This window comes from Nocardioides sp. W7, assembly GCF_022919075.1.
Classification (GTDB): Bacteria; Actinomycetota; Actinomycetes; order Propionibacteriales; family Nocardioidaceae; genus Nocardioides.
The window spans coordinates 2385525-2408628 of record NZ_CP095078.1 but is presented as its reverse complement, the minus strand read 5'-3'; the positions used below and the strand labels follow the sequence as shown (position 1 = coordinate 2408628).

Genomic DNA, 23104 nt, shown 5'->3' with positions numbered 1-23104 from the left:
TTGGTTACCCGATTGGCTGATGAGTCGAAGGCCTTCTTGGAAGGCTGCGCATCGTGCCTCGTCCCTACCCACCGGAGTTCCGTCAGCGAGCCGTAGCGCTCGTCCGTGCCGGCAAGCAGATCAAGCAGGTCGCCTACGAACTCGGCATCAGCGCCGGGTGCCTGCACAACTGGGTCCGCCAAGACCGCATCGACCGCGGTGAACTCGCCGGGGTCACCACGACCGAGTCCGCTGAGCTCCGTGCCGCCCGCAAGCGGATCCGTGAACTCGAGACAGAGCTGGCCATCATCCGTCAGGCCTCGAAGTTCCTGGCGGAGGAGAAGCCGCACCCAAAAGGGTTCACCCGGTGATCGACCGCCTCGTCGACGCCGGCATCCCGGTCAAGAAGTGCTGTCGGGTGCTGGGCGTCTCCAGTCCCGGCTACTACCGCTACAAGAACCGGGCTACCTCGGCCACGCAGTTGCGGCGTGAATGGCTGACCGGCCTGATCCGCGAGATCCACGTCGCCTCGCGCGGCACCTACGGCTACCGCCGTATCCACGCCGAGCTCACGATGGCGATGAACGTCCAGGTCAGCTCCCGGCTGGTGTCGGTGCTGATGACCCAGGCCGGTATCTGCGGCCTGCCTGGGCCGGCGCGGATCAAGCGGCTCCGGGGTGTCGTGACCAGCGAGGACCTGGTCAACCGGAAGTTCCACCGCCTGGCCCCGAACGAGCTGTGGGTCACCGACATCACCGAGCACCCGACCCGCGAGGGCAAGGTCTTCTGCGCCGCCGTCCTGGACGCCTACAGCCGCCGGATCGTGGGCTGGTCGATCGACACCCGACAAGACACCGCCCTGGTCATCAACGCCCTCGACATGGCCATCCGAAACCGCCGACCCGCACCGGGCGGGATCGTGCACGCCGACCACGGAGTCCAGTTCACCTCATGGGCCTTCGGCGACAAGATCCGGTCCGCGGGCCTGATGCCGTCCTTCGGGTCCGTCGGCGACGGCCTAGACAACGCGATGATGGAATCGTTCTGGTCCTCGATGCAGATCGAGCTGCTGAACCGCAAGAAGTGGAAGACCCGAGTCGAGCTGGCCAACGCGATCTTCGAGTACATCGAGATCTTCTACAACCGCCAACGGCGTCACTCCAGCATCGGCTACCGCACCCCGATCGAGTACGAACTACGCTCCGAAACCACCACCGTCACCGCCTGAGACTCCAGACGCCAACGGGTAACCAAGCCGTAGGGCACGTCACCGACCATCGAGAACGCCTCGACGCGGACCGCGCCGACCTCCTGGGCCGGCGCGACCGCCGGTGCTGACGGCGCTGCCGACGCTGTCGGCGCCGCGATCGGCAGCGACGCCAACAGCGTGGCGAGAGTGGTCAGGGTGACGGAGGTGACGATGCCCGAGTGCCGCATGGCAGCCCATCCTGCGTCACCCGGTCACCCTCGGTCGAACCCTCAGCTGAAGTCGAGGGGCGCGGTGCGGGACCGCTTCAGCTCGAAGAAGTAGGGGTACGACGCCAGCGCGACCGCGCCGTCCCACACCTTGCCCGCGTCGTCGCCGCGCGGGATCGAGGTGAGCACCGGGCCGAAGAACGCCGTGCCCTCGATCGCGATCGTGGGGGTGCCGACCTCGTCGCCGACCTGGTCCATCCCGAGGTGGTGCGACTTCCGGACGGCGTCGTCGTACGACGAGTCGTTCATCGCGTCGGCCAGCGACGCTGGCAGCCCGACCTCGGCGAGGGCCGCCTCGATGGTGGCGCGGTCCAGGGTGCCCCCCTGGTCGTGCTTGCGGGTGCCGAGCGCGGTGTAGAGCGGCGCCAGCGCCTGCTCGCCGTGCGCCTGCTCGGCGGCCATCACGACCCGCACGGGCCCCCAGGCATCCTTCAGCATCTCGCGGTAGTCGTCCGGGATGTCCTTGTCCTGGTTGAGGTAGGCGAGGCTCATCACGTGCCAGGTGACCGAGATGTCGCGCACCTTCTCGACCTCCAGGATCCACCGTGAGGTGATCCAGGCGAACGGGCACAGCGGGTCGAACCAGAAGTCGGCGTTGGTGGTCGTCATGGTCACAGTCAACAACCGGACCGGTGTACTGCTTCCCGGGGTCTCAGGTCAGCAGCTGGAGGCCCAGGCCGAGGAGCGCACAGCAGCCGAGGGTGCGCAGCACCGACCAGCGCAGCCCGAAGACCAGGACGAGCGCCACCGCGGCCACGACCAGCGCCTCCCAGAGGTACGACGACCACACGGGCACCACCAGGCCGAAGTGCTCGAGACCGAGTCGCTCGGTCTCGGCGAAGAGCGTGTGCACGGCGAAGAAGAGCGCCAGGTTGGCGATCACGCCGACGACGGCCGCGGTGACCCCGGTGAGGGCCGCCGCGAGGGACCGATTGCCGCGCAGACGCTCTACGTACGGGGCACCGAGGAAGATGAACAGGAAGCTCGGCACGAAGGTCACCCACACCGTCAGCAGCGACCCGACCACCGCGGCCGCCCACGGGTCGAGGCCGCCGGGGTCGCGGTAGGCGCCGAGGAACGCGACGAACTGCACCACCATGATCAGCGGGCCCGGCGTCGACTCGGCCAGCGCCAGCCCCTTGGCCATCTCGTTGGCCGACAGCCAGCCGTAGCTCTCGACGGCCGCCTGCGCGACGTACGCGAGCACGGCGTACGCGCCGCCGAAGGTCACCAGGGCCAAGCCGCCTAAGAACACGCCCTGGTCGGTGTAGACGCTCTCCCGGCCGGTGAGCACCCACGCGGCCAGCACCGGCGCCACCCAGACCGCCAGGCCGAGCCCGAGCACCAGCACGTTGCGGCGTCGGGTCGGCGTGGCGTGGTGCAGTGCGTCGTCGGGCACCAGGGGCGGCGGGCCGTCGTCGGGCTCGACCGGTCCCTCGAGCGGCGCGTGCCGACCGACCAGCCAGCCGGCGACGCCGGCGCCCAGGACGACCAGCGGGAACGGCACACCGAGCACCGCGATCCCCAGGAACGCCGCGACCGCCAGCACCACGAGGCTCCGGCGCCGCAGCGCCCGGCCGGCGATCCGGACCACGGCCTGCACGACCACGGCGAGGACGGCCGGGGCCAGGCCCAGGAACAGGCCCGTGACGACCACGCTGTCCCCGTGGGCGACGTACATCCAGGAGAGGCCGAGCAGCGCCACCACCCCGGGCAGCACGAACAGCACACCGGCGATCAGCCCGCCGAGCCAGCCGTTGAGGAGCCAGCCGGAGTACACCGCCAGCTGCTGGGCCTCCGGGCCCGGCAGCAGCATGCAGTAGCTGAGCGCGTGCAGGAACCGGCTCTCGCCCAGCCAGCGCCGCTCGTCGACGAGCTCGCGCTGCATGACCGCGATCTGGCCGGCGGGGCCGCCGAAGGTCTGCAGCGAGATCCGGAACCAGGCGCGGGTCGCCTCGCGCAGCGGGACGAGATCCCGGTCCGTGTCCCGCACGCGTCCAGTCTGCCGGAACGGTCAGCTGCTCGGGATCCGGACCCGCCCCTTGCCCTTGACGGGCTTGATCACCGACGTGCCGGTGTAGCGGACCTGGATCGCCTGCACGCCGGGCCGCAGACCGGTGAAGGCCACCCGCGCCTTCCCGTCGACGATGCGGACGACCTCGGACCGGGAACCGATCCGCACGGTCACGCGCCCCTTGAACGGGTCGATACCGGGGGCGCGCAGCCGCACGGTGACGATCGCGCGTCCGGCCTGGCCCTTCGGCACGACCTTCATCGTGGGGCGGGTCGTGACCTTGGAGCCGATCCGGATGGTGCGGCTCAGGCTGCGGAAGCTGCGGCGGACCACGTCGAGCCGCAGCGACACCCGGGAGCCGACGTCGGCGGCGCCGAGCCGGTACGTCGCGCCGGTGGCGCCGGGTATCGGCACGCCGTCGCGCAGCCAGGTGTACGTCGCCGTCGAGTCGGCCGGCTCGAGGGTGCCGGGCGTGACCGTCAGCACGCGCCCGTGGCCGGTCGCCCCCGAGAGCGTGTACGGCGTGACCTCACGGATGGTGCCCGCGAGGATCGGCGTCGTCGGGGCGGTCGCGACCGTCCCGCGGTTGTACGCCGTCGCCCGGGCGGAGACGTTGGCGGTGATCTGCTTGTCGATGTGCGCCTGGGTGAGCGTCAGGGACGGCCCGGTGGCGCCGGGGATGACGACGCCGTCGGCGTACCACTTCACGGCCGTGGTGACGGGAGCCGGACTCCAGGTGCCGAGGGAGACCTGGAGGGTCTCGTCGACCTGCGGGGTGCCGGTGATGGCCGGGGGGACGGGGTTGGCCATGGTGCCCGGGGCCACGGCGGCCGTGCTGGCGACCGCCCGGCCGGGCTGGTAGCCGTTCTTCGTCACGGTGACGGTCACGCTCAACGGCTTGCGGAGCACGTCCGCCGTGGGCGAGTAGGTCTGCGCGGTCGCGCCGGCGATCGGCGTCCCCGCGACCGCCCACTGGTAGCTGTAGGTGCCGGCCGGGTTCCAGGCGCCCTGGTTCGCCGTCAGGGTTGCCCCGATCTGGGGGGTGCCGAGCACGGACGGCGGGCTCGTCGGGGCGAGCACCTTGTCGTTGAAGTGGATGAACCCGCTCGGCCAGCCCCGGCCGCTCTTGGTGATCCGGCGCCAGTGGAAGTCGCCGCCCCAGCTGTCCTCGGAGATCACGATCTCGGTGCTGGAGACGACCTGCTCGACGTAGGCGACGTGGCCGCTGGCCCCCGCGCCCGGCACGTTCGCCTTCCACCAGGCGATCGCACCCACCATCGGCTTGGCGTCGGTGATCCGCGACATCGCCACGCCCCAGTTGCTGGCGTTGCCGTTGCCGTTCCAGGGCCGGCTGTTCGCCATCCCGTTCTTCACCACGCGGTACGCGGCGTAGTTGGTGCAGTTGTGCCCGGCGTACATCTGCCAGTACATCGTCGTGCGGGCCTTGCGGTAGCCCGCGTGCGAGTAGCCGGCGTTCGCGCATCCGGAGTAGCCGGTGCACAGGTACGTCGACGCCGCGGTGGCCGCCGGTGCGGGCAGCACCAGCAGCCCCCCGAGAAGTACGAGGAGACCGATCACGGCGGCGAGGTGGGGCCGCCGTGGCTCCTGTGACTGGTGATGCACGGGAGCACCCTAGTGAAAAAAGTCAAGCGCGACACGCCGAGAACGAACTACAATGATGTAATTTAACCGCCTGTCCACGCGACACGCCGGTGAAACCGGGGAGATTCCGGCAGTTGGCAGCTCCCGATCACGCTGTCCACATGTCGGACACGCCGGCCTCGGAGGCGGCCGCTGCGACCACGCCACGGGCCGGTGGCAGGATGCAGCGCATGCCTGGAACCAACCTCACCCGGGACGAGGCCGCCACCCGCGCCGCCCTCCTGGACGTCACGTCGTACTCCATCGACCTGGACCTCACGACGGGCGACAAAGTCTTCGGATCGACCACGACCATCCGCTTCACCTGCGCCGAGCCCGGCGCCCAGACCTTCGCCGACCTCGTCGACGCGACGATCCACGAGATCACCCTGAACGGCGAGTCGATCGACCCGGCCACGGCGTACGCCGACAGCCGGATCACGCTGACCGGCCTGCGGACCGACAACGAGCTCGTCGTGCGTGCGGACTGCACGTACTCGCACACCGGTGAGGGCCTGCACCACTTCGTCGACCCCGTCGACGACCGGGTCTACCTCTACTCGCAGTTCGAGGTGCCGGACGCGCGTCGCGTCTACACCACCTTCGAGCAGCCCGACCTCAAGGCGCCGTTCACCTTCCACGTGACCGCGCCCTCGCACTGGAAGGTCGTCTCCAACTCCCCCACCCCGGAGCCGACGCCGGTCTCCGACGGGGTCGCGCTGTGGAGCTTCGAGCCGACCAAGCCGATGTCGACGTACATCACGGCGATCGTCGCGGGTGAGTACCACGAGGTCCAGGACGTCTACCACGGCAAGCACGGCGACATCCCGCTCGGCCACTACTGCCGGCAGTCGCTCGTCGAGCACCTCGACGACGACGTGCTGGTCGACCTCACGAAGAAGGGGTTCGCCTTCTTCGAGGAGCAGTTCGACTTCCCCTACCCGTTCGGCAAGTACGACCAGCTCTACGTGCCGGAGTACAACATGGGCGCGATGGAGAACGCCGGCTGCGTGACCGTCCGCGACGAGTACCTCCCCCGCTCGCGCCAGCCGCGCTCGTTCTACGAGTTCCGCACCTCGATGATCCTGCACGAGATGGCGCACATGTGGTTCGGCGACCTGGTGACCATGAAGTGGTGGGACGACCTCTGGCTCAACGAGTCGTTCGCCGAGTGGGCCTGCTACTGGGCCGAGGTCGAGGCGACCGACTTCACCGACGCCTGGACCGGCTTCGCCAACGCGCGCAAGCAGACCGGCTACCGCCAGGACCAGCTGCCCTCCACGCACCCGATCGCGGCCGACAACCACGACCTGCACGCCGTCGAGGTCAACTTCGACATGATCACCTACGCCAAGGGCGCGTCGGTGCTCAAGCAGCTGGTGGCCTGGGTCGGCCTCGAGCCGTTCCTCGCCGGCCTGCGGCAGTACTTCAAGGACCACGCCTACGCGAACGCCGAGTACACCGACCTGCTCGCCGCCCTCGAGAAGGCCTCCGGCCGCGAGCTCGGCGGCTGGGCCACCGAGTGGCTGCAGACCGCGGGCGTCAACACGCTGACGCCGTCCTTCGTGCTCGACTCCGCGGGCACCTACTCCTCCTTCGCCGTCCTGCAGTCCGCCCACCCCGACTGGCCGACCCTGCGCCGGCACCGGATCGGCATCGGTGCCTACGACGAGACCGACGGCCGGCTGGTGCTGCGCGACACCTTCGAGATCGACGTCGACGGCGAGCGCACCGAGGTTCCCGAGCTCGTCGGTGTCAAGCAGCCCGACCTGCTCCTGCTCAACGAGGGCGACCTGACCTACGCCAAGATCCGCCTCGACGAGCGCTCACTCGCCACCGCCATCGGCGGCCTCTCGAAGCTCGACGACTCCCTGGCCCGCGCTCTGGTGTGGGGCGCGACCTGGGACATGACCCGCGACGCCGAGCTGCGGGCGACCGACTTCGTCGAGCTGGTGCTGGCGAACATCGGCCAGGAGACCGACGCGTGGGGCGTGAGCCGGATCCCGACGTACGCGGCACAGACCGTCGCGTCGTACTCCGCTCCGGAGCATCGCGCCGAGCTGACCGCGCGCTGGGAGTCCGGCCTGCGGGAGCTGGCGCTGGCCGCCGAGCCCGGCAGCGACCAGCAGCTGACCTTCGTCCGCAGTTACGCAGCCACCACCCACAGCGACCGGGCGATCACCGACCTCGAGGCGCTCCTCGACGGCTCGTTGGTCCTGGAGGGCCTGGCCGTCGACCAGGACCTGCGCTGGTCGCTGATCACCGGCCTCGCCGCGAACGACCGGGCCGGCTCGCGCATCGACGACGAGCTCGCGCAGGACAACACGATCTCCGGCAAGGAGCACGCCGCCGGCGCCCGGGCAGCGATCCCGACGGCCGAGGCCAAGGCCGAGGCCTGGCGGATCGCCATGGAGGACGCCTCGACGCCCAACGAGACCGCGCTCTCGGTGGTGCTGTCCTTCCAGCGGCCGCGCCAGGACGCCGTACTGGCGCCGTACGTCGAGAAGTACCTGGAGGCGGCCGAGACCGCCTGGGACCAGCTCGGCACCCATCGCGCGGCCAAGGCGCTGGAGTACAGCTTCCCGAAGCCGCTGGCCAGCCTGGAGCTGCTGGACCGGGTCGACGCGTGGCTGGCCTCCTCGCCCGCGCCGGCGGGTGCGAAGCGCTACGTGCAGGAGGGCCGCGCCGACGTGGCCCGCGCGCTGGCCGCGCAGGAGCTCGACGGGCGCCCCTGAACACGCTCGTCGCCGTCGCCCCGGCCTGCTGTCCGGGGCGGCGGCGCCCGGGGGCGACGGTCAGGACTGCTGGGGCTGCTCCGGGCCGGCGTGCAGGGTCTCGGGTGCCCGGGCGTGCTCGGCGAGCAGGTGGATGCCGCGCAGCAGCCCGGTGACGATCTCGCCCTCGGCGAGCTCGGACTGCATCGCGAGCACCGCCAGCTCCACCTCGGCGTCGGAGAGGGTACGACGGACGAAGCCGCCCGTGACGACCTCCAGGACCCGACGGGTCGGGTCGAGCATGATCAGGATGCTGCGCGCCGGCACGACCAGCGAGTTGTGCAGGCTGGTCGCGAACGCCCGCGGGTCGCCCTCCGCGTTCCCGACGAACACCGAGAACTCCAGCCGGCTCTGCTGCTCGGCCTTGCGGATGGCGTCGTCGAGCGCGAAGCGCTCCGACTTGGTGAACGGGTCACCAGCGGGCACTTGCTCCACCCGCCTGGGAGTCAGCACCGTCGGGGGCGGCCAGCTCGGCGGTGCCCCGGCGCGGACCCCCGATCCACTGGTTCTCGACCAGCGGCGCGTTCGGGGCGAGGCGCTCGCCGCGGATCATCGCGGGCACGTAGACCAGCGCCGTGATCAGCAGGCCGAGGGCGAGCGGGATCCCGCCCAGCACCAGCAGGGCGTGGACGGCGCTGACGTCCTCGGGGTTCGACCATCCGTCAGCGACATCGGCGCTCGCCGGGCCGGCCACCGCGAGGAGCGCGGCGGAGCTGCCGAGGAGGAACGTCGTACGACGGACGAGGGCGACGGTGCGGGAAGACACGGGCTGGATGCTCACGAGAGCAGGATATCGGTCACCGCCAGCGAGCACACCGACGGTTCGACCCCGTCCGTGCCCGTGTGAATACTGGGGCGCATGTTTGCGCTCGCCACCACTGACCCCTGTGCGGACAGCGAGCAGGTCTGCAACACGGCCCTCGACTGGACCGGCAACGACACCGCCGCCGAGGTGGCCGACGTACTGATCGGAACGCCGCTCGCCATCGCGGGCCTCGTCCTGCTGGGGCTGTTCATCCGCTGGGTCCTCCACAAGCTCGTCGACCGGCTGGTCCTGCGCGCCGAGGAGGGGGTGCTGCCCAATCGGATGGGCGGTCGGTTCGCCCGCCGCCGCGCCTCGACCGGCGAGGGCTCGATGGCCCGCGAGGTGAACGCCTCGACGCGACGCGTCCAGCGCGCGAAGACCATGGGTGACCTGCTGAAGAGCATCATCACCGGCGTCCTGATCGCGATGTTCGGCACCATGGTGCTCAGCGAGCTGGGCGTGAACATCGCCCCCATCATCGCCAGCGCCGGCATCCTCGGCCTCGCGCTCGGCTTCGGCGCCCAGTCGCTGGTGAAGGACTTTCTGTCCGGCATCTTCATGATCGTGGAGGACCAGTACGGCGTCGGCGACGTGGTCGACGTCGGCGAGGCCGTCGGCACCGTGGAGGCGGTGAGCCTGCGGGTGACCCGCCTGCGCGACCTCAACGGCACGGTCTGGTACGTGCCCAACGGCGAGATCATGCGCGTCGGCAACATGAGCCAGAACTGGTCCCGCGCGGTCGTCGACGTGTCCGTCGGGTACGGCGAGGACCTGGCGCGCGTCCAGCGGGTGCTGTCCGAGATCGCCCACGACCTGTGGAACGACGACGACTTCCGCGGCGTGGTCATCGAGGAGCCCGAGGTCACCGGTGTCGAGCTGCTGGCCGCCGACGCGGTGCACCTGCGGGTGCTCATCAAGACCCTGCCGAACGAGCAGTGGAGCGTCGCCCGCGCCCTGCGTCAGCGGATCAAGGCCCGCTTCGACCACGAGGGCATCGAGATCCCCTTCGCCCAGCGGGTGGTGTGGCACCGCGAGGAGAAGCAGGCCGCCGAGGTGTCCGAGGACTCCCCCGTCACCTGACAGTAGAGGGCCGAGTCAGCACTAGTAGTGCTGACTCGGCCCTCTACTTCTGCTGACTCGGCGTGGGTGGCTCAGGAGGCGAGCGAGGCGGCCAGGGTGATGGTGGTGCCGGCGAGCGCCTGGCTGACCGGGCAGCCCTCCTTGGCGGCCGTCGCGAGCTCGACGAACTTCTCCTCGGTGATGCCCTCGACGGTGCCGACGACCGTGAGCTTGATGCCGGTGATGCCGGTGCCGGGGGTCAGCTCGACCTCGGCGGTGGTCTTCAGCGAGGTGGCCGGGGTGTCGTTCTTGGCCAGACCGTTGGAGAAGGCCATCGAGAAGCACGACGAGTGCGCGGCGGCGATCAGCTCCTCGGGGCTGGTCTTGCCGTTCGCGGCCTCGGCGCGCGAGGGCCACGACACGTCGTACGTGCCGATCCCGGACGACTCGAGCGTGACCTTGCCGGAGCCCTCGAAGAGGGTGCCTTCCCAGTTCGTGGTCGCCTGACGGGTGGTGGGCATCTGCAGATCACTCCTCGTGGATGTGCTGATGAAGCGGTACGCCGCGAGTCTTGCACGCCGCTGTCGGACCCGGTTGTGGTCGTTGCGAGAATGGACGGGTGAGCACCTTCTACGACGAGATCGGCGGCCTCGACACGATCAGTCTCATCGTGTCGACCTTCTACCAGGGCGTCGCGGACGACGAGGTGCTGCGGCCGTTGTACCCCGAGCAGGACCTCGGTCCGGCCGAGGAGCGGTTCCGCGACTTCCTGGTGCAGTACTGGGGCGGGCCCTCGACGTACTCCGAGCAGCGCGGGCACCCGCGGCTGCGGATGCGGCACGCGCCGTTCGCGGTCACCCCGGAGACCAAGGACCACTGGCTGATGCACTTCCGCGCGGGCCTGGACGCTGCCGACCTGACCCCCGAGCAGGACGCGCAGTTCTGGGACTACGTGACGCACGCCGCCCAGTTCATGGTCAACAGCCTGGAGTAGGCCCGGCTCAGGACTCCGTGGCGGCGAAGGCGACCAGCGGTCCGCGCACTGCCGGCTCGGGGACCGTGGGTCGCTGGGTGGAGGGGTCGAAGAAGACCAGCACGACCCGGGCCCGGGCGAGGACGACCGAGCCGTCGCGGATCTCCGACTCGACCACCGTCGAGGTCCGGCCGACGTGGGAGATCCAGGTCCAGGCGTCGTACGGCTCGGGCCGGAAGAGGATCGGCACCCGGTAGTCGACGTCCATCTGCGCGACCACCACCTGTGCGCGGCCGGCGGCGGCCCAGGCGTCGCCCCACAGCCGCGACATCAGGGAGATCCGGGCCTCCTGGAGGAACTCGAAGTACTTCACGTTGTTGACGTGGCCGTAGGCGTCGACGTCGGAGAACCGGACCGCGACCGGGTAGTGCCCCGTCTCGCTGGTGCGCATCGGCGTCGGCTCGGGCCGCGCCACCGGCTCGGTGGGCTCGAGGAAGTCGGCCAGCAACGTCCGCTCGTCCCGGCTCAGGCGCCGCGGCCGCTCCTCGGAGAACACGTACGGCGTGAGCACCGTGTTCGCCCGGACGTAGACCCGCCGTCCCCTCGGGTGCTCGGGGTCGGCGTCGAAGATCTCGTAGGCCATCGTGAACGACGCGGCCCGGATCTCGGTCACCCAGCACTCGATGGTGACCGGACGGAACCGGAACGTCAGCGGGAGGAGGTACTGCACCTCGTGGCGTACGACGACCAGCCCGTCGACCAGCTCCCCGGCCGGACGAGTCGGCCGGTGGGTGCGCAGCATGTCGACGCGGGCCTCTTGGAGGTAGTCGACGTACACGACGTTGTTGACGTGTCCGAGGAGGTCCAGGTCGGCCCACCGCAGGGGGCACTCGTACGTATGGCGCACGCCCCGATGCTGCCAGAGTGCGCGCCGGCGGGGATCAGTGGCTGTGCGCGAGGCCGAAGTAGTGGGTGCCGATGCTCGCACCGCGAGCGACCCGGACCCGACGCTGCGCGACCAGCGCGTCGGCGACGACGGCGACCAGCAGGAGGGCGCTGAGGGCCAGCAGGACCATGAAGGCCACGAGAAGGACGTAGACGATGGTGGGGATCTCGATCATGGGGATCAGCCTTTCTACAGCTGTAGAATCTCTACAGTTGTAGAAACTACGCCGGTCCGGCGTACCGCGCAAGACGGGGCGGTAGTGTCCCGAGCCACATGTCCACCCCCCGCGCCGGAGACCGATGACCGCCCCGCCCGCCGAGCTCAGCCCGCGCCGTCGAGCACTGCTCGACGCTGCACTGCAGGTCCTCGCCGAGCAGGGGCTGCGCGGCCTCACCCACCGGGCCGTCGACCGGCAGGCGAGCCTCCCGGAGGGGTCGTGCTCGGCGTACCTGCGCACCCGCAAGGCGCTGCTCACCGCCCTCACCGAGTACGTCGCCGCGAGCCTCGCCGACGACGTCGACGCGATCGCCTCCGAGCTCGCGGGCCTGCCCCACGACGTCGACACCGCCCGCAAGGTCGGCAGCGTCGCCCAGATGTTCCTCGGCTGGCTGGCGCATCCCGAGATGCTGCTCGCCCGCCAGGAGCTCACCATCGAGGCCACCCGCGACCCCGACCTGGCGGCCGTGCTCGAGACGGCCCGCACCGGCCTCGTCGACGTCGTGGACGGCATCCTCCGGACCCGCGGGAAGGACCACGGCCCGGAGCGGGCCGAGTGGCTGGTCGCCTCCCTCGACGGCATCCTGCTGGCCGCGCTGCTCAAGCCGACGGCCGATCGCGCCGGATTTCTCGCCCGCGCCCTCGAGCAGACCCTGAGCTCCCTGGCGCTCGAGTGACGTTAGGGTGGCCACCCGACAGCGCCGTCCACCCAGGAGTGACCCCATGCCCGAGGCAGTCATCGTTTCCGCCGCCCGCTCGCCGATCGGACGCGCGAACAAGGGGTCGCTGAAGGACCTGCGGCCCGACGACCTGTCCGCGACGATCATCCAGGCCGCGCTCGACAAGATCCCCGGGCTCGACCCGAGCACGATCGACGACCACTACCTCGGCTGCGGTCTGCCGGGCGGCGAGTCCGGCAACAACATGGCCCGCATCGTCAACGTGCTGCTGGGTCTCGACGGCGTCCCGGGCGCGACCATCACCCGCTACTGCTCCTCGTCGGTGCAGACCTCGCGGATGGCCTTCCACGCGATCAAGGCCGGCGAGGGAGACATCTTCATCTCCGCCGGCGTCGAGATGGTCTCCCGCTTCGCCAAGGGCACCTCGGACCACTGGCCCGACACGAAGAACCCGCTCTTCGCCACCGCCGAGGCGCGGACCAAGGCGACCGCGGCGGGCGACGGCAGCACCACCCCCGACTGGCACGACCCCCGCGAGGACGGCGTCCTCCCCGACGCCTACATCGCGATGGGCCAGACGGCCGAGAACGTCGCCAAGCTGCGCGGGCTGTCTCGCCACGAGCTCGACGAGTTCGGCGTCCGCTCCCAGAACCTCGCCGAGAAGGCCATCGCCTCCGGCTTCTGGGAGCGCGAGATCACCCCGGTCACCACCCCCGACGGCACCGTCGTCAGCAAGGACGACGGCCCGCGCGCCGGCGTGACGATCGAGGCCGCCAGCCAGCTCAAGCCGGTCTTCCGCCCCGACGGCGTCGTGACCGCGGCCAACTGCTGCCCGCTCAACGACGGCGCCGCCGCCGTCGTCATCATGTCCGACACGAAGGCCGCCGAGCTCGGGCTGACCCCGCTCGCCCGGATCGTCTCCACCGGCGTCTCGGGCCTCTCCCCCGAGATCATGGGCCTCGGCCCGGTCGAGGCCACCCGGAACGCGCTCAAGTACGCCGGCATGAGCATCGGCGACATCGACCTGGTCGAGATCAACGAGGCGTTCGCCGCCCAGGTGGTGCCGTCCTACCAGGACCTCGGCATCGACCTCGACCGGCTCAACGTCAACGGCGGCGCGATCGCCGTCGGGCACCCGTTCGGCATGACCGGCGCCCGGCTGCAGAACACCATGCTCAACAGCCTCGACTGGCACGACAAGTCCACCGGCCTGATCACCATGTGCGTCGGCGGCGGCCAGGGCATGGCGATGATCCTCGAGCGCGTGTGATCAGTCGCTGAGGTACCCCGCGAACGCCTGGCCCCGGAAGGTGGCCAGGCGTTCTGCTTGGTCGTCCAGCCCGGCAGGCGGGTCGCCGCGCGGCCGATCCGTTACTCGGTCTTGGGCTCGGTCTACCAGTCCGCGGGGACAGCGGGACATAGACTCCCCGGGTGGCAGACGCAGCGGCGAGCTCGGGGACCCGGTGGCTCGATGATCAGGAGCAGCGCTCCTGGCGCGCCTACCTGATGGGCACCACGCTGCTCCTGGACCGCCTCGACGACGACCTGCGCCGCACCTTCGACCTCTCGCTCGTCGAGTACGAGATCCTGGTCCGGCTCTCCGAGCGGGAGGGCCGGATGCGGATGGCGCAGCTCGCCGACGCCCTCGCCCACAGCCGCAGCCGGGTCACCCACACGGTGAGCCGGATGGAGCGCGCGGGCCTGGTGCGCCGTACCAACTCGCCGGAGGACGGCCGCGGGATCATCTGCGGCCTGACGCCGCAGGGCCACGAGCTGCTCGAGCGGGCCGCGCACGTCCACGTGGCCGGAGTCCGGGCCCACCTCGTCGATCTGGTCGCCGACGAGGACTTCGCCGCCCTCGGCCGGGTCATGGACGCCGTGTCGGACAACCTCGTCGCCGGCCACCCCGAGATGGAGCTGAGGTAGGCCGCGCCAGCGGACTACACCTCAGCTCGGTCGAGCGAGCGCCGCGACTGAGGGACGAAGTCGCGACGCGCGTGTCGAGACCCATCCAGCTCTCCGAGCGCATCACCCGGGAGCCGCGACGCGGGTGCCGAGCCCGGCGAGCCGAACGAAGTCGTCGCTCGACCCACCGGGTCTCGTGTCAGTCCCGCGTGAGCCGCCGGTGGGTGACCCGGTGCGGGCGAGCCGCTTCGATGCCGAGCCGCTCGATCTTGTTCTCCTCGTAGGCCGCGAAGTTGCCCTCGAACCAGAACCACTCCGCGGGGTTCTCGTCGGTGCCCTCCCAGGCGAGGATGTGGGTGGCGACCCGGTCGAGGAACCACCGGTCGTGGGAGGTGACCACGGCGCAGCCCGGGAAGTCGAGGATCGCGTCCTCGAGCGACGACAGGGTCTCGACGTCGAGGTCGTTGGTGGGCTCGTCGAGCAGCAGCAGGTTGCCGCCCATCTTCAGGGTCAGCGCCAGGTTGAGGCGGTTGCGCTCTCCACCGGAGAGGACGCCCGCCTTCTTCTGCTGGTCGGGGCCCTTGAAGCCGAACGACGCGACGTAGGCGCGGGAGTTCATCTCGAAGTTGGCGACCTTGATGAAGTCGAGCCCGTCGGAGACGACCTCCCAGACGTTCTTGTTGGGGTCGATGCCGCCACGGCTCTGGTCGACGTACGACAGCTTGACGGTCTGGCCGACGGTGAGCTTGCCGGCGTCGGGCTGCTCACCCCCGGTGATCATCCGGAACAGCGTGGTCTTGCCGACGCCGTTGGGGCCGATGACACCGACGATGCCGGCTCGCGGCAGCGAGAACGACAGGTTCTCCATGAGGGTGCGGTCCTCGAAGCCCTTGGTGAGCTTCTCGGCCTGGAGCACCACGTCACCGAGCCGGGGACCGGCCGGGATGTTGATCTCGGAGGTGTCGATCTTGCGCATCCGGTCGGCCTCGGCCGCCATCTCCTCGTAGCGCGCCAGCCGGGACTTGCTCTTGGTCTGGCGGGCCTTGGCGTTGGAGCGGACCCACTCCAGCTCCTTCTCGAGCATCTTGGCGCGCTTGGCGTCCTTCTGCCCCTCGATCTTGAGCCGGTCGCGCTTGGTCTCGAGGTAGGTCGAGTAGTTGCCCTCGTAGGGGTGGGTCTGGCCGCGGTCGAGCTCGAGGATCCACTCGGCGACGTTGTCGAGGAAGTAACGGTCGTGGGTGATGGCCAGCACGGCACCCGGGTAGCTCTTGAGGTGGCCCTCGAGCCACTGGACCGACTCCGCGTCCAGGTGGTTGGTGGGCTCGTCGAGCAGCAGCAGGTCGGGCTGCTGGAGCAGCAGCTTGCACAGCGCGACCCGACGACGCTCGCCACCGGACAGGTTGTCGACGATCGCGTCCGGCGGCGGACACCGCAGCGCGTCCATCGCCTGGTCCAGTCGACTGTCCAGGTCCCAGACGTTGGCGGCGTCGAGCTCGGTCTGGAGATCGCCGGCCTCGGTCGCGACCTTGTCCTGGTCTGCGTCGGGATCGCCCATCAGCATGTAGAGCTCGTCGAGGCGGGCCATCTTGGCCTTCGTCTCGGCGACCGCCTCCTCGACGTTCTCGAGGACGGTCTTGCCCTCCGTCAGCGGCGGCTCCTGCTGAAGCATCCCGACCGTGGCACCGGGGTCGAGGATCGCATCGCCGTTGTTGGCCTTGTCGAGCCCGGCCATGATCTTGAACAGCGAGGACTTGCCGGTGCCGTTGGGGCCGACCACGCCGATCTTCGCTCCGTGCAGGAACGACAGGGTCACGTTGTCGAGGACGACCTTGTCGCCGTGGGCCTTACGCACATTGCGCAGGGTGAAGACATATTCCGCCATGGTCACCGAGCCTAGTTGCTGTCCGAGGCGATGGCCGGGGCGGGGCCCCGGCCACCCCGCCGCTCAGGCCGCGGTCGCGGCCGGCTCCTCGCGAGCGTCGCCGCCATCGTGCTGCTGGGCCTCAGACGAGACCTCAGACTCGGCACCGGACCGGGCACCGACCGACTCCCCTCGGACGGTCTTGGTGAACCCGCTGACGCCGCGGTTGAGGTCGTGGCCGACGCTGCTCGCCTCGACGACGAGCGTGGTGACCTCGACGCCCGCGTTGTTGATCCACACCTGGGGCTCGAGGCGGCCGTGCACGACGACCGGGTCGCCGCGGTGCAGCGAGTCGCGGCAGTTCTCCCCGAGCACCCGCCAGGCGTTCACGGAGTACCACTGGGTGGGGCCGTTGCTCCAGCTCTCGGTGCGCCGGCTGTAGCGGCGCGGGGTGCAGGCGAGCCGGAAGCTCGCGACCTGGGCGTCGCCGGCCTGCCGGACCTGGACGTCGCCGCCGAGCCAGCCGTGCAATGTCACGAAGGTGTCGGTCATGGGACTCTCCTTTGTCGCAGCCGCCCGTCGCGGCTGTGGGTAGTCCCGAGACTCCGGCGCCGCACCGACAGCCGACGGCGACCGGGCCCAGCCCCTGGGGACAACCCCGCGGGAGAGGCACCTGTGGACGACAGACGGCTCGGGCGGGAGCCGGAAGATCCCCCTACTTCAGCGCCTGATCGAGCCCCGAGCGCAGCGCGCCGTAGGCCGCCAGCTCCTGCTCGACCGGGCGGACGACCAGCTCGGTCGCGACCTCGGAGATCGAGGTCTCCAGACGCTTGCGCACCGTCTCGGCGCGCTCGCGCGCCGCACCGGCGACGGCCCCGCGACAGACCAGGGCGAGCACGATGCCGACCACCAGGCACGCCACCGCAGCGACGAGCGGAACCGACAGGCCGCCGATCTCCGGTGCGGCCGCGGTGACGTCGGCGGCCGCGAGGACCGCCCACACCCCGCAGCCGATCGCCCCGAGCAGGAGCAGCCACTGCAGGACCCGGACGAGACCGACCCAGCCGGGCAGCCGGTTGCCGCCCAGGTCGGTCGCCGCGAGCGCGGAGTCGAGCCGGTCGCCCAGCTCGGGGATGCGCGAGACGGCGACCCGCTGGACCGCGGCCGCCCAGGGCGCACCGAGTCCCTCGGACGCGTCGTCCGCGAACGCGCGGACCTCGGTGTCGACCCGGGCGCGCTGCACGGAGACCGAGGTCGGAGCCACCGTCGAGCGACCGGCGAGCTGGCCCGCCGAGTCGCCGACGTCGAGCTCGAGCTTCTTCAGCGGGTCGCCCCGCAGCCCGGAGATCCAGGACACGGCCGGCCAGCCGGTGGCCCGGGTGGCCCGGATCCGGGTGGAGCGCTCGACGGCGTCGACGATCGTGGGCACGCCGGCGGCCTCGCCGAGCGCCTCCTCGAACGACGCCGTGCGGGCGGCGGGCAGGGTGCGGGGGGCACCGCTGCCGCTCGCCTCGTCGAGGCGGGCGGCGGCCGCCCGGAGGTCGGCCTCGAGGCGCGTCCGGGTCATCTTCTTCTCCGTGACCCGGCGGCCGATCTCGGCCCGCAGCTCGTCCAGACCGATCCCCTCGCGGGCGCTGATCGCGATCACCGGGACCTTCGCGAGACCGTCGTTGTCGAGCAGCCGGCGGACGTCGTCGATCATCGACTGGCGACGCTCCACCGGCACGGAGTCGATGTGGTTGAGCACCACGACCATGACCTCGTCGTGTGTCTTCAACGGCTCGAGGTAGCGGTCGTGGATCGCGGCGTCGGCGTACTTCTGAGGGTCCAGGACCCACACCAGCAGGTCCGCGAGCGCCACCAGACGGTCGACCTCGAGATGGTGGGACACCTCGGTCGAGTCGTGGTCGGGCAGGTCGAGCAGGACCACGCCGTCGAGGCTGTTGTCCTCGCGGCGGGTGTCGAGCATGGAGTCGCGGGTGGTCTGGTGCCGGTCGGGGATGCCGAGCCACTCGAGGAGCTCCCGGGCACCGTCGCTGCCCCACACGCACGCGGTCGCCCACGAGGTGGTCGGGCGGCGTACGCCGACCGCCGACAGCTCCAGGCCGGTCAGCGCGTTGAACGTCGAGGACTTCCCGGAGCCCGTCGCGCCCGCGATGGCGACGACGGTGTGCTCGGCGGACAGCTTCAGCCGTCCGGCGGAGCGCTCGGCCACGCCGCGGGCCTCGGTCACCAGCGCGTCGTCGAGCCGGCCCGACGCAGCGTCGGCCGCCGACTCGAGACCCTCGATCCGGGCGCCGATGTCGGTGCCCCGGGTGACCAGCTGCTTGGCCCCCTCCAGCAAGGACGTCATGTTCTCCAACCCAGGTACGACAGTGGTGGCCTCACCTTAGAGGCTCCGGCCGCGCTGACCGCGGGCGGCGCTCCTCACTCGGCGCCCTCTCCGCTCCGTGCGGCCCGGGCGAAGCGGACGTCGTCGACGCGACGGGCCGCCTGGCGCAGCTGGGCGGCCGCGTCCGGGTTGACCGGGAGAGCGTCGAGCACGGCGGTCCAGCGCTGCCGCTCGACCTCGAGGAGGTCGCCGAGGCGGTACTCCAGGGTGTCGCGGGCCCGGGCCACGAGCTCGGTCGCCGGCCCCGCACCGAAGACGGCCTCGAGGAGCCGGCGTCCGGCCGCCGAGGACGGCTCGGTCGAGGACTGGTCCAGCGCGGTGACCATCAGCGCCACCGCCAGGCCCTGCACGCCGTACGCCAGGAACCGCGCGGTGCGCTGGCCGGCACCCGCGCTCCGGACCAGCTCGGTGACGTCCTGCTGCCACTCGCGCACGGCGCGCTCGGCCGTACGCCGGAGCTCGCGGGAGGCCCGGTCGAGCTCGGGCGATCCGGCCAGCACCCCGGCGCCCGCGGGCCGGTCGCGCCAGCGCGCGGCGATCGCCGCGGCGGTGCTCTCGGACTCCTGCAGGATGAGGTTCTCCAGCCCGGACTCGATCGCGACCATGACCCGCTCGGCCTGCTGGGGCTTGCCCTTGACCGCGTTCACGACGCGCTCGCGCAGCCAGCCGACCTTGTCCTCGAGGCTGCGCAGCAGCTCGCCGGTGCCGACGAAGTCCTCCCACCGGGCCAGCACCTCGCCCTGGAGCAGGGTCCCGTCGCCCGAGCTCGTCGCGAGCGCGGCCGCTGCGTCGTCGTACGCCGTCGCGACGTCCGAGCGGAGGGCGTCGAGCTCGACCACCTGCCCGGCGACCGCGTCGGCCACCGGGTGGGTGTTCCGTGTGATGGAGCGGATGGCCCCCTCCAGCGTCTGGCGGACCACCCCGTCGCGGGCGCCGGGGTCGACGGCGAGGGAGGCCAGCCAGGCGCGGATGTCGGCGACGTGGTCGGCGGGGAGCAGGCCGTCGGCGTCGATGGGTCCCTCGTGGACGATGAACAGCGGCGAGTCCTTCAACCCCCGGCTGGCCAGCATCCGGGCCAGGTGGGTCGAGACCGTCTGGACGGCGTCCGCGGCGGTGCGGTCCAGGACGATGGCGACGGCCGCGGAGCGCTGCGCGGCGGCCTTGAGGTGCTCCCACGGCACCTGGTCGGCGTAGCGGGCCGCGGAGGTGACGAACAGCCACATGTCGGCCGCCGCCAGCAGCTGGGCGGCCAGGACCCGGTTGGGCTCCTCGACCGAGTCGACGTCGGGTGCGTCCAGGATCGCGAGCCCGGGAGGGATGGAGTCGGCGGCCACCAGCTGGAGGGCGTCGTGGTCGTTGGTCGGGTGCTCGACGCGCCGCAGGTCCGGGAGCAGCCGGTCCTGGCCGAACCAGGCGGCGTCGGCGGGGTGGTGGACCAGCACCGGCGACCGGGTGGTCGGCCGGAGCAGGCCCGGCTCGGTGACCCGGCGCCCCACCAGCGAGTTCACGAGGGTCGACTTGCCGGCGCCGGTGGAGCCGCCGACGACGACGAGCAGCGGCGCCTCGACCGTCATCACGCGCGGGATGACGTAGTCCTCCAGCTGGTCGACCAGCTCCGAGCGCGACCCGCGCTGCTCCTCGACCCCGGGCGCGTCGAGCGGCAGCTCGGCGGCCTGCAGCGCCCCGCGCAGACGGACCAGTGCCGTCAACATCTGCGCGCCGCTGCCCGCGGTCTCCTGGGAAGCTGTCATCGGGTGGGTACCACCTGTCCGGGAAAGGCGATGAACGGGCGAACGGCCCCGATCCTCGCGACGTAGTCCTGTCCGCGGACCGCGAAGTCAGGCGGCGCTGTCCCGCGCAGGAAGCGATGGTGCAGGAACCCGAGCTCGATGGCCGCCTGCTGGTAGTCGCGCATGGCGCGCTCGGCGCTCGGGCCGGCGACCTGACGGGCGTGGAGGCGGGCGAGCCGCCGGGCCCGGAGGTCGACGACCCAGCCGATGTCGGTGCCGGGGATCAGGCCCCGTCGCGCGGCGTCGTCGAGGGCGGCCGCGAGCATGCGGCGCTCGGACCGGCGCGCCCACACCGCCAGCCAGGCCAGGCCCGCCAGGGCGGGGAGCATCAGCACGACGTAGACCACGGCGAAGCTGCCGAACCCGAAGATCGTGGCGCCGTTCCAGAGCCCGTGCGTGACCACGGCGACGAGGTATCCGAGCACCGGGGCGAGGAAACGGACCGCGCCGCTGCGTGAGGTCACCGCGATCCCGACCCCGATACCGATGAAGGTGGTGAACAGCGGGTGCGCGAACGGGCTGAACAGGCACCGGATGACGAAGGTCGCGGTGAGCGCCTCGGTGCCGCCGGGGCCGGTGCCGTCGGTCCCGTTGTACGCCGCGGCGAGGTAGAGGATGTTCTCGGTGAAGGCGAACCCGATGCCGACCATGCCGGCGTACACGATCCCGTCGAGCACGCCGTCGAGCTCGGCCCGGCGCCACCAGAGCAGCAGCACCAGGAACGCGCCCTTGCTGAGCTCCTCGGTCACCGGCGCCACCACGGCGAGGCTGGCGTCCTCGCTGAAGCCGGCGACCAGGCCGCCGACACCCTGGATCAGGATCGCGGCGGCGGTGGCGACGAAGCCGCCCCACAGCAGCCCCATCAGCAGCAGCCGACGCGGCTCCGGCTCGTATCGGTCGAGCCAGAGGTAGCAGCAGACCAGGGGTACGACGGGCAGCGCCGCCAGCGCGGTCGCCAGGAGCAACGTCCCCGGTGCGCCCGACAGCGCGATCACCAGCAGCATCACGCCCGCGCCACCGATCACCAGCACGGTCACGAGGACCGTGAAGGCGATGCTGTCTCGACGGGCTCCTGGCACGGGCGCAGCCTAACGTTCGGGCAGGTCGGAGCGCGTGCTGCCCGGCGTACAGTGTCGGGGGTGAGCGACCAGACGACGCCCGAGAGCACCGAGCCGAAGACCGAGTCGCACGACCCGGCCGTCCCGGAGGCCTACTCGCGGTTCATGCGCACCGGCTGGGGCGATCGGGAGCTGGACCTCCCCCGGCAGCCCGTCGCCGACCGCGCGGCCGAGCGCCGCCGTCGGCTCACGGAGGTCTTCCCGGGCGAGCGGCTCGTCCTCCCGGCGGGCACCTACAAGGCCCGGGCCAACGACACCGACTACCGCTTCCGCTCCGACACCGCCCACACCTATCTCTGCGGCAACCAGACGAGCGACGCCGTCCTGGTGCTGACCGACGGGGAGGCGGTGCTCTACGCCCGGCCGCGCTCCTCGCGCGAGACCGACGAGTTCTTCCGCGACCGGCAGTACGGCGAGCTGTGGGCCGGACGCCGGCCCTCGGCGCGCGAGCTCTCCGACTCCCTCGGCATCGAGGTCCGCCACGTGGATCGGCTCGCTGACGACCTCGCCCGCTCCGCGCCCGCGAAGACGCGCGTGCACCGTGGCGTCTCGGACCACGTCGACGGCCTGGTCGCGGCCGACGCCGGGCTCGACGACGACCTCGCGCGCGTCGTCTCCGAGATGCGGCTGATCAAGGACGACTGGGAGGTCGAGCAGCTCCAGCAGGCCTGCGACGTCACCGCGATGGGCTTCGAGGACAGCGTCCGCGAGTGGACCCAGGTGCTCGAGTACGGCGAGCGCTGGATCGAGGGCACCTTCTTCCGCCGCGCGCGGGCGATGGGCAACGACATCGGCTACGACTCGATCGTCGGCGGCGGCTCGCACGCCACGACGCTGCACTGGATCGAGAACTCCGGCGCGATCACGCGGGGCGAGCTGGTGCTCCTCGACATGGGGGTGGAGGGCCACCAGCTCTACACCGCCGACGTCACCCGCACGCTGCCGGTCGACGGCACGTTCACCGACGTGCAGCGCGACCTCTACGACCTGGTCCTCGCCGCCCAGCAGGCGGGCATCGACGCGGTCCGCCCCGACGTACCGTTCGCCGACATCCACCAGGCGTCGATGACCGTGCTGGCGCACGGGCTGGAGGGCATGGGCCTGCTGCCCGTCCCGGCCGAGCAGGCGCTCGACCCCGACAACCGCACCTACGCACGGTGGACGCTGCACGGCACCAGCCACATGCTCGGCATGGACGTCCACGACTGCGGGCGGGCCGCGCCGGACGCGTACGCCAAGGGCACCCTCGCCGCCGGCATGGTGCTGACCGTCGAGCCGGGCCTGTACTTCCAGGAGGACGACCTGCTCGTCCCCGAGGAGCTGCGCGGCATCGGCATCCGGATCGAGGACGACGTGCTCGTCACCGCCGACGGCAGCCGCAACCTCTCGGCCTCGCTCCCCCGCACCTCCGTGGACGTCGAGGACTGGATGGGCCGACACCTGCCCTGACCTGCAGGAACGGGTGTCCCGGCCGG

At 71.2% G+C, this 23104-nt stretch carries 21 protein-coding genes and 1 pseudogene; 8 read left to right on the top strand and 14 right to left on the bottom strand.

Going from position 1 to position 23104, the window contains the following annotated elements; translation table 11 throughout:
• Positions 1–53 precede the first annotated feature (53 nt).
• Positions 54–1207, top strand: a pseudogene (locus MUB56_RS11440) (IS3 family transposase).
• On the opposite strand, the gene MUB56_RS11435 reads toward MUB56_RS11440, so the two are convergent.
• The 4 genes from MUB56_RS11435 to MUB56_RS11420 are packed head-to-tail and all read right to left on the bottom strand — an operon-like array spanning position 1150 to position 5092.
• Positions 1150–1416, bottom strand: coding sequence for a hypothetical protein (locus MUB56_RS11435; protein WP_244932019.1), 267 nt, complete (start codon positions 1414–1416; stop codon positions 1150–1152). The pseudogene MUB56_RS11440 and the gene MUB56_RS11435 overlap by 58 nt on opposite strands.
• 42 nt (positions 1417–1458) lie before the next feature.
• Positions 1459–2064, bottom strand: a complete 606-nt coding sequence (locus MUB56_RS11430; protein WP_244932018.1) for a DsbA family protein — start codon at positions 2062–2064, stop codon at positions 1459–1461.
• A 43-nt stretch (positions 2065–2107) separates the two neighbouring features.
• Positions 2108–3448, bottom strand: a complete 1341-nt coding sequence (gene chrA / locus MUB56_RS11425) for a chromate efflux transporter (RefSeq protein ID WP_244932017.1) — start codon at positions 3446–3448, stop codon at positions 2108–2110.
• 21 nt (positions 3449–3469) lie between these two features.
• Entirely contained in the window at positions 3470–5092 is a 1623-nt protein-coding gene (locus MUB56_RS11420; protein ID WP_244932016.1) for a CHAP domain-containing protein, read from the bottom strand.
• A 209-nt stretch (positions 5093–5301) separates the two neighbouring features.
• On the opposite strand from MUB56_RS11420, the gene pepN reads away from it, so the two are divergent.
• Positions 5302–7845 carry an aminopeptidase N gene (gene pepN, locus MUB56_RS11415; RefSeq protein ID WP_244932015.1) on the top strand — a complete coding sequence of 848 codons (2544 nt, stop codon included), beginning with the start codon at positions 5302–5304 and terminating at the stop codon, positions 7843–7845.
• Positions 7846–7905: 60 nt separating this feature from the next.
• On the opposite strand, the gene MUB56_RS11410 is transcribed toward pepN, so the two are convergent.
• The gene (locus MUB56_RS11410; RefSeq protein WP_244932014.1) at positions 7906–8310 is read right to left on the bottom strand and encodes a DUF5130 family protein; all 405 of its coding nucleotides are present in this window, start codon (positions 8308–8310) and stop codon (positions 7906–7908) included.
• Positions 8297–8665 carry a hypothetical protein gene (locus MUB56_RS11405; protein ID WP_244932013.1) on the bottom strand — a complete coding sequence of 123 codons (369 nt, stop codon included), beginning with the start codon at positions 8663–8665 and terminating at the stop codon, positions 8297–8299. Before MUB56_RS11405 ends, MUB56_RS11410 begins: the two co-directional genes overlap by 14 nt.
• Positions 8666–8743: 78 nt before the next feature.
• Between MUB56_RS11405 and MUB56_RS11400 the strand changes: the two genes are divergently transcribed.
• Complete coding sequence (locus MUB56_RS11400; protein ID WP_244932012.1) at positions 8744–9769, top strand: mechanosensitive ion channel family protein; 1026 nt, start codon at positions 8744–8746, stop codon at positions 9767–9769.
• 71 nt (positions 9770–9840) lie between these two features.
• Here the strand turns inward: MUB56_RS11400 and MUB56_RS11395 are convergent, their stop codons facing one another.
• The gene (locus MUB56_RS11395) at positions 9841–10269 is read right to left on the bottom strand and encodes an OsmC family peroxiredoxin (RefSeq protein ID WP_244932011.1); all 429 of its coding nucleotides are present in this window, start codon (positions 10267–10269) and stop codon (positions 9841–9843) included.
• A gap of 98 nt (positions 10270–10367) precedes the next feature.
• Here MUB56_RS11395 and MUB56_RS11390 point away from each other — a divergent pair, with 98 nt between their 5' ends.
• Entirely contained in the window at positions 10368–10742 is a 375-nt protein-coding gene (locus MUB56_RS11390) for a globin (RefSeq protein WP_244932010.1), read from the top strand.
• A gap of 7 nt (positions 10743–10749) precedes the next feature.
• On the opposite strand, the gene MUB56_RS11385 is transcribed toward MUB56_RS11390, so the two are convergent.
• Both MUB56_RS11385 and MUB56_RS11380 read right to left on the bottom strand, forming a co-directional pair.
• A complete protein-coding gene (locus MUB56_RS11385) occupies positions 10750–11628 on the bottom strand; it encodes a thioesterase family protein (protein ID WP_244932009.1) in 879 nt (292 codons plus the stop codon).
• 34 nt (positions 11629–11662) lie between these two features.
• Complete coding sequence (locus tag MUB56_RS11380; RefSeq protein ID WP_244932008.1) at positions 11663–11842, bottom strand: hypothetical protein; 180 nt, start codon at positions 11840–11842, stop codon at positions 11663–11665.
• 124 nt (positions 11843–11966) lie between these two features.
• Between MUB56_RS11380 and MUB56_RS11375 the strand changes: the two genes are divergently transcribed.
• The 3 genes from MUB56_RS11375 (at position 11967) to MUB56_RS11365 (ending at position 14489) form a co-directional block, all read left to right on the top strand.
• The gene (locus tag MUB56_RS11375) at positions 11967–12560 is read left to right on the top strand and encodes a TetR/AcrR family transcriptional regulator (RefSeq protein WP_244932007.1); all 594 of its coding nucleotides are present in this window, start codon (positions 11967–11969) and stop codon (positions 12558–12560) included.
• A gap of 46 nt (positions 12561–12606) precedes the next feature.
• Complete coding sequence (locus MUB56_RS11370; RefSeq protein ID WP_244932006.1) at positions 12607–13833, top strand: acetyl-CoA C-acetyltransferase; 1227 nt, start codon at positions 12607–12609, stop codon at positions 13831–13833.
• Positions 13834–13994: 161 nt separating this feature from the next.
• The gene (locus tag MUB56_RS11365; RefSeq protein ID WP_348536720.1) at positions 13995–14489 is read left to right on the top strand and encodes a MarR family transcriptional regulator; all 495 of its coding nucleotides are present in this window, start codon (positions 13995–13997) and stop codon (positions 14487–14489) included.
• Positions 14490–14667: 178 nt separating this feature from the next.
• On the opposite strand, the gene ettA is transcribed toward MUB56_RS11365, so the two are convergent.
• The 5 genes from ettA to MUB56_RS11340 form a co-directional block, all read right to left on the bottom strand.
• On the bottom strand, positions 14668–16350 hold the full coding sequence (ettA, locus tag MUB56_RS11360; RefSeq protein ID WP_244932005.1) for an energy-dependent translational throttle protein EttA: 1683 nt from the start codon (positions 16348–16350) through the stop codon (positions 14668–14670).
• Between the two features lie 63 nt (positions 16351–16413).
• Complete coding sequence (locus MUB56_RS11355; RefSeq protein ID WP_244932004.1) at positions 16414–16881, bottom strand: single-stranded DNA-binding protein; 468 nt, start codon at positions 16879–16881, stop codon at positions 16414–16416.
• 163 nt (positions 16882–17044) lie between these two features.
• Positions 17045–18682, bottom strand: coding sequence for a YfjP family GTPase (locus MUB56_RS11350; protein WP_244932003.1), 1638 nt, complete (start codon positions 18680–18682; stop codon positions 17045–17047).
• A 74-nt stretch (positions 18683–18756) separates the two neighbouring features.
• Entirely contained in the window at positions 18757–20472 is a 1716-nt protein-coding gene (locus MUB56_RS11345) for a GTPase domain-containing protein (RefSeq protein WP_244932002.1), read from the bottom strand.
• A complete protein-coding gene (locus tag MUB56_RS11340) occupies positions 20469–21590 on the bottom strand; it encodes a PrsW family intramembrane metalloprotease (RefSeq protein ID WP_244932001.1) in 1122 nt (373 codons plus the stop codon). Before MUB56_RS11340 ends, MUB56_RS11345 begins: the two co-directional genes overlap by 4 nt.
• Positions 21591–21650: 60 nt before the next feature.
• On the opposite strand from MUB56_RS11340, the gene MUB56_RS11335 reads away from it, so the two are divergent.
• Positions 21651–23078 (top strand): aminopeptidase P family protein, encoded by a 1428-nt coding sequence (locus MUB56_RS11335; RefSeq protein WP_244932000.1) that lies wholly within the window; start codon positions 21651–21653, stop codon positions 23076–23078.
• Positions 23079–23104 lie beyond the last annotated feature (26 nt).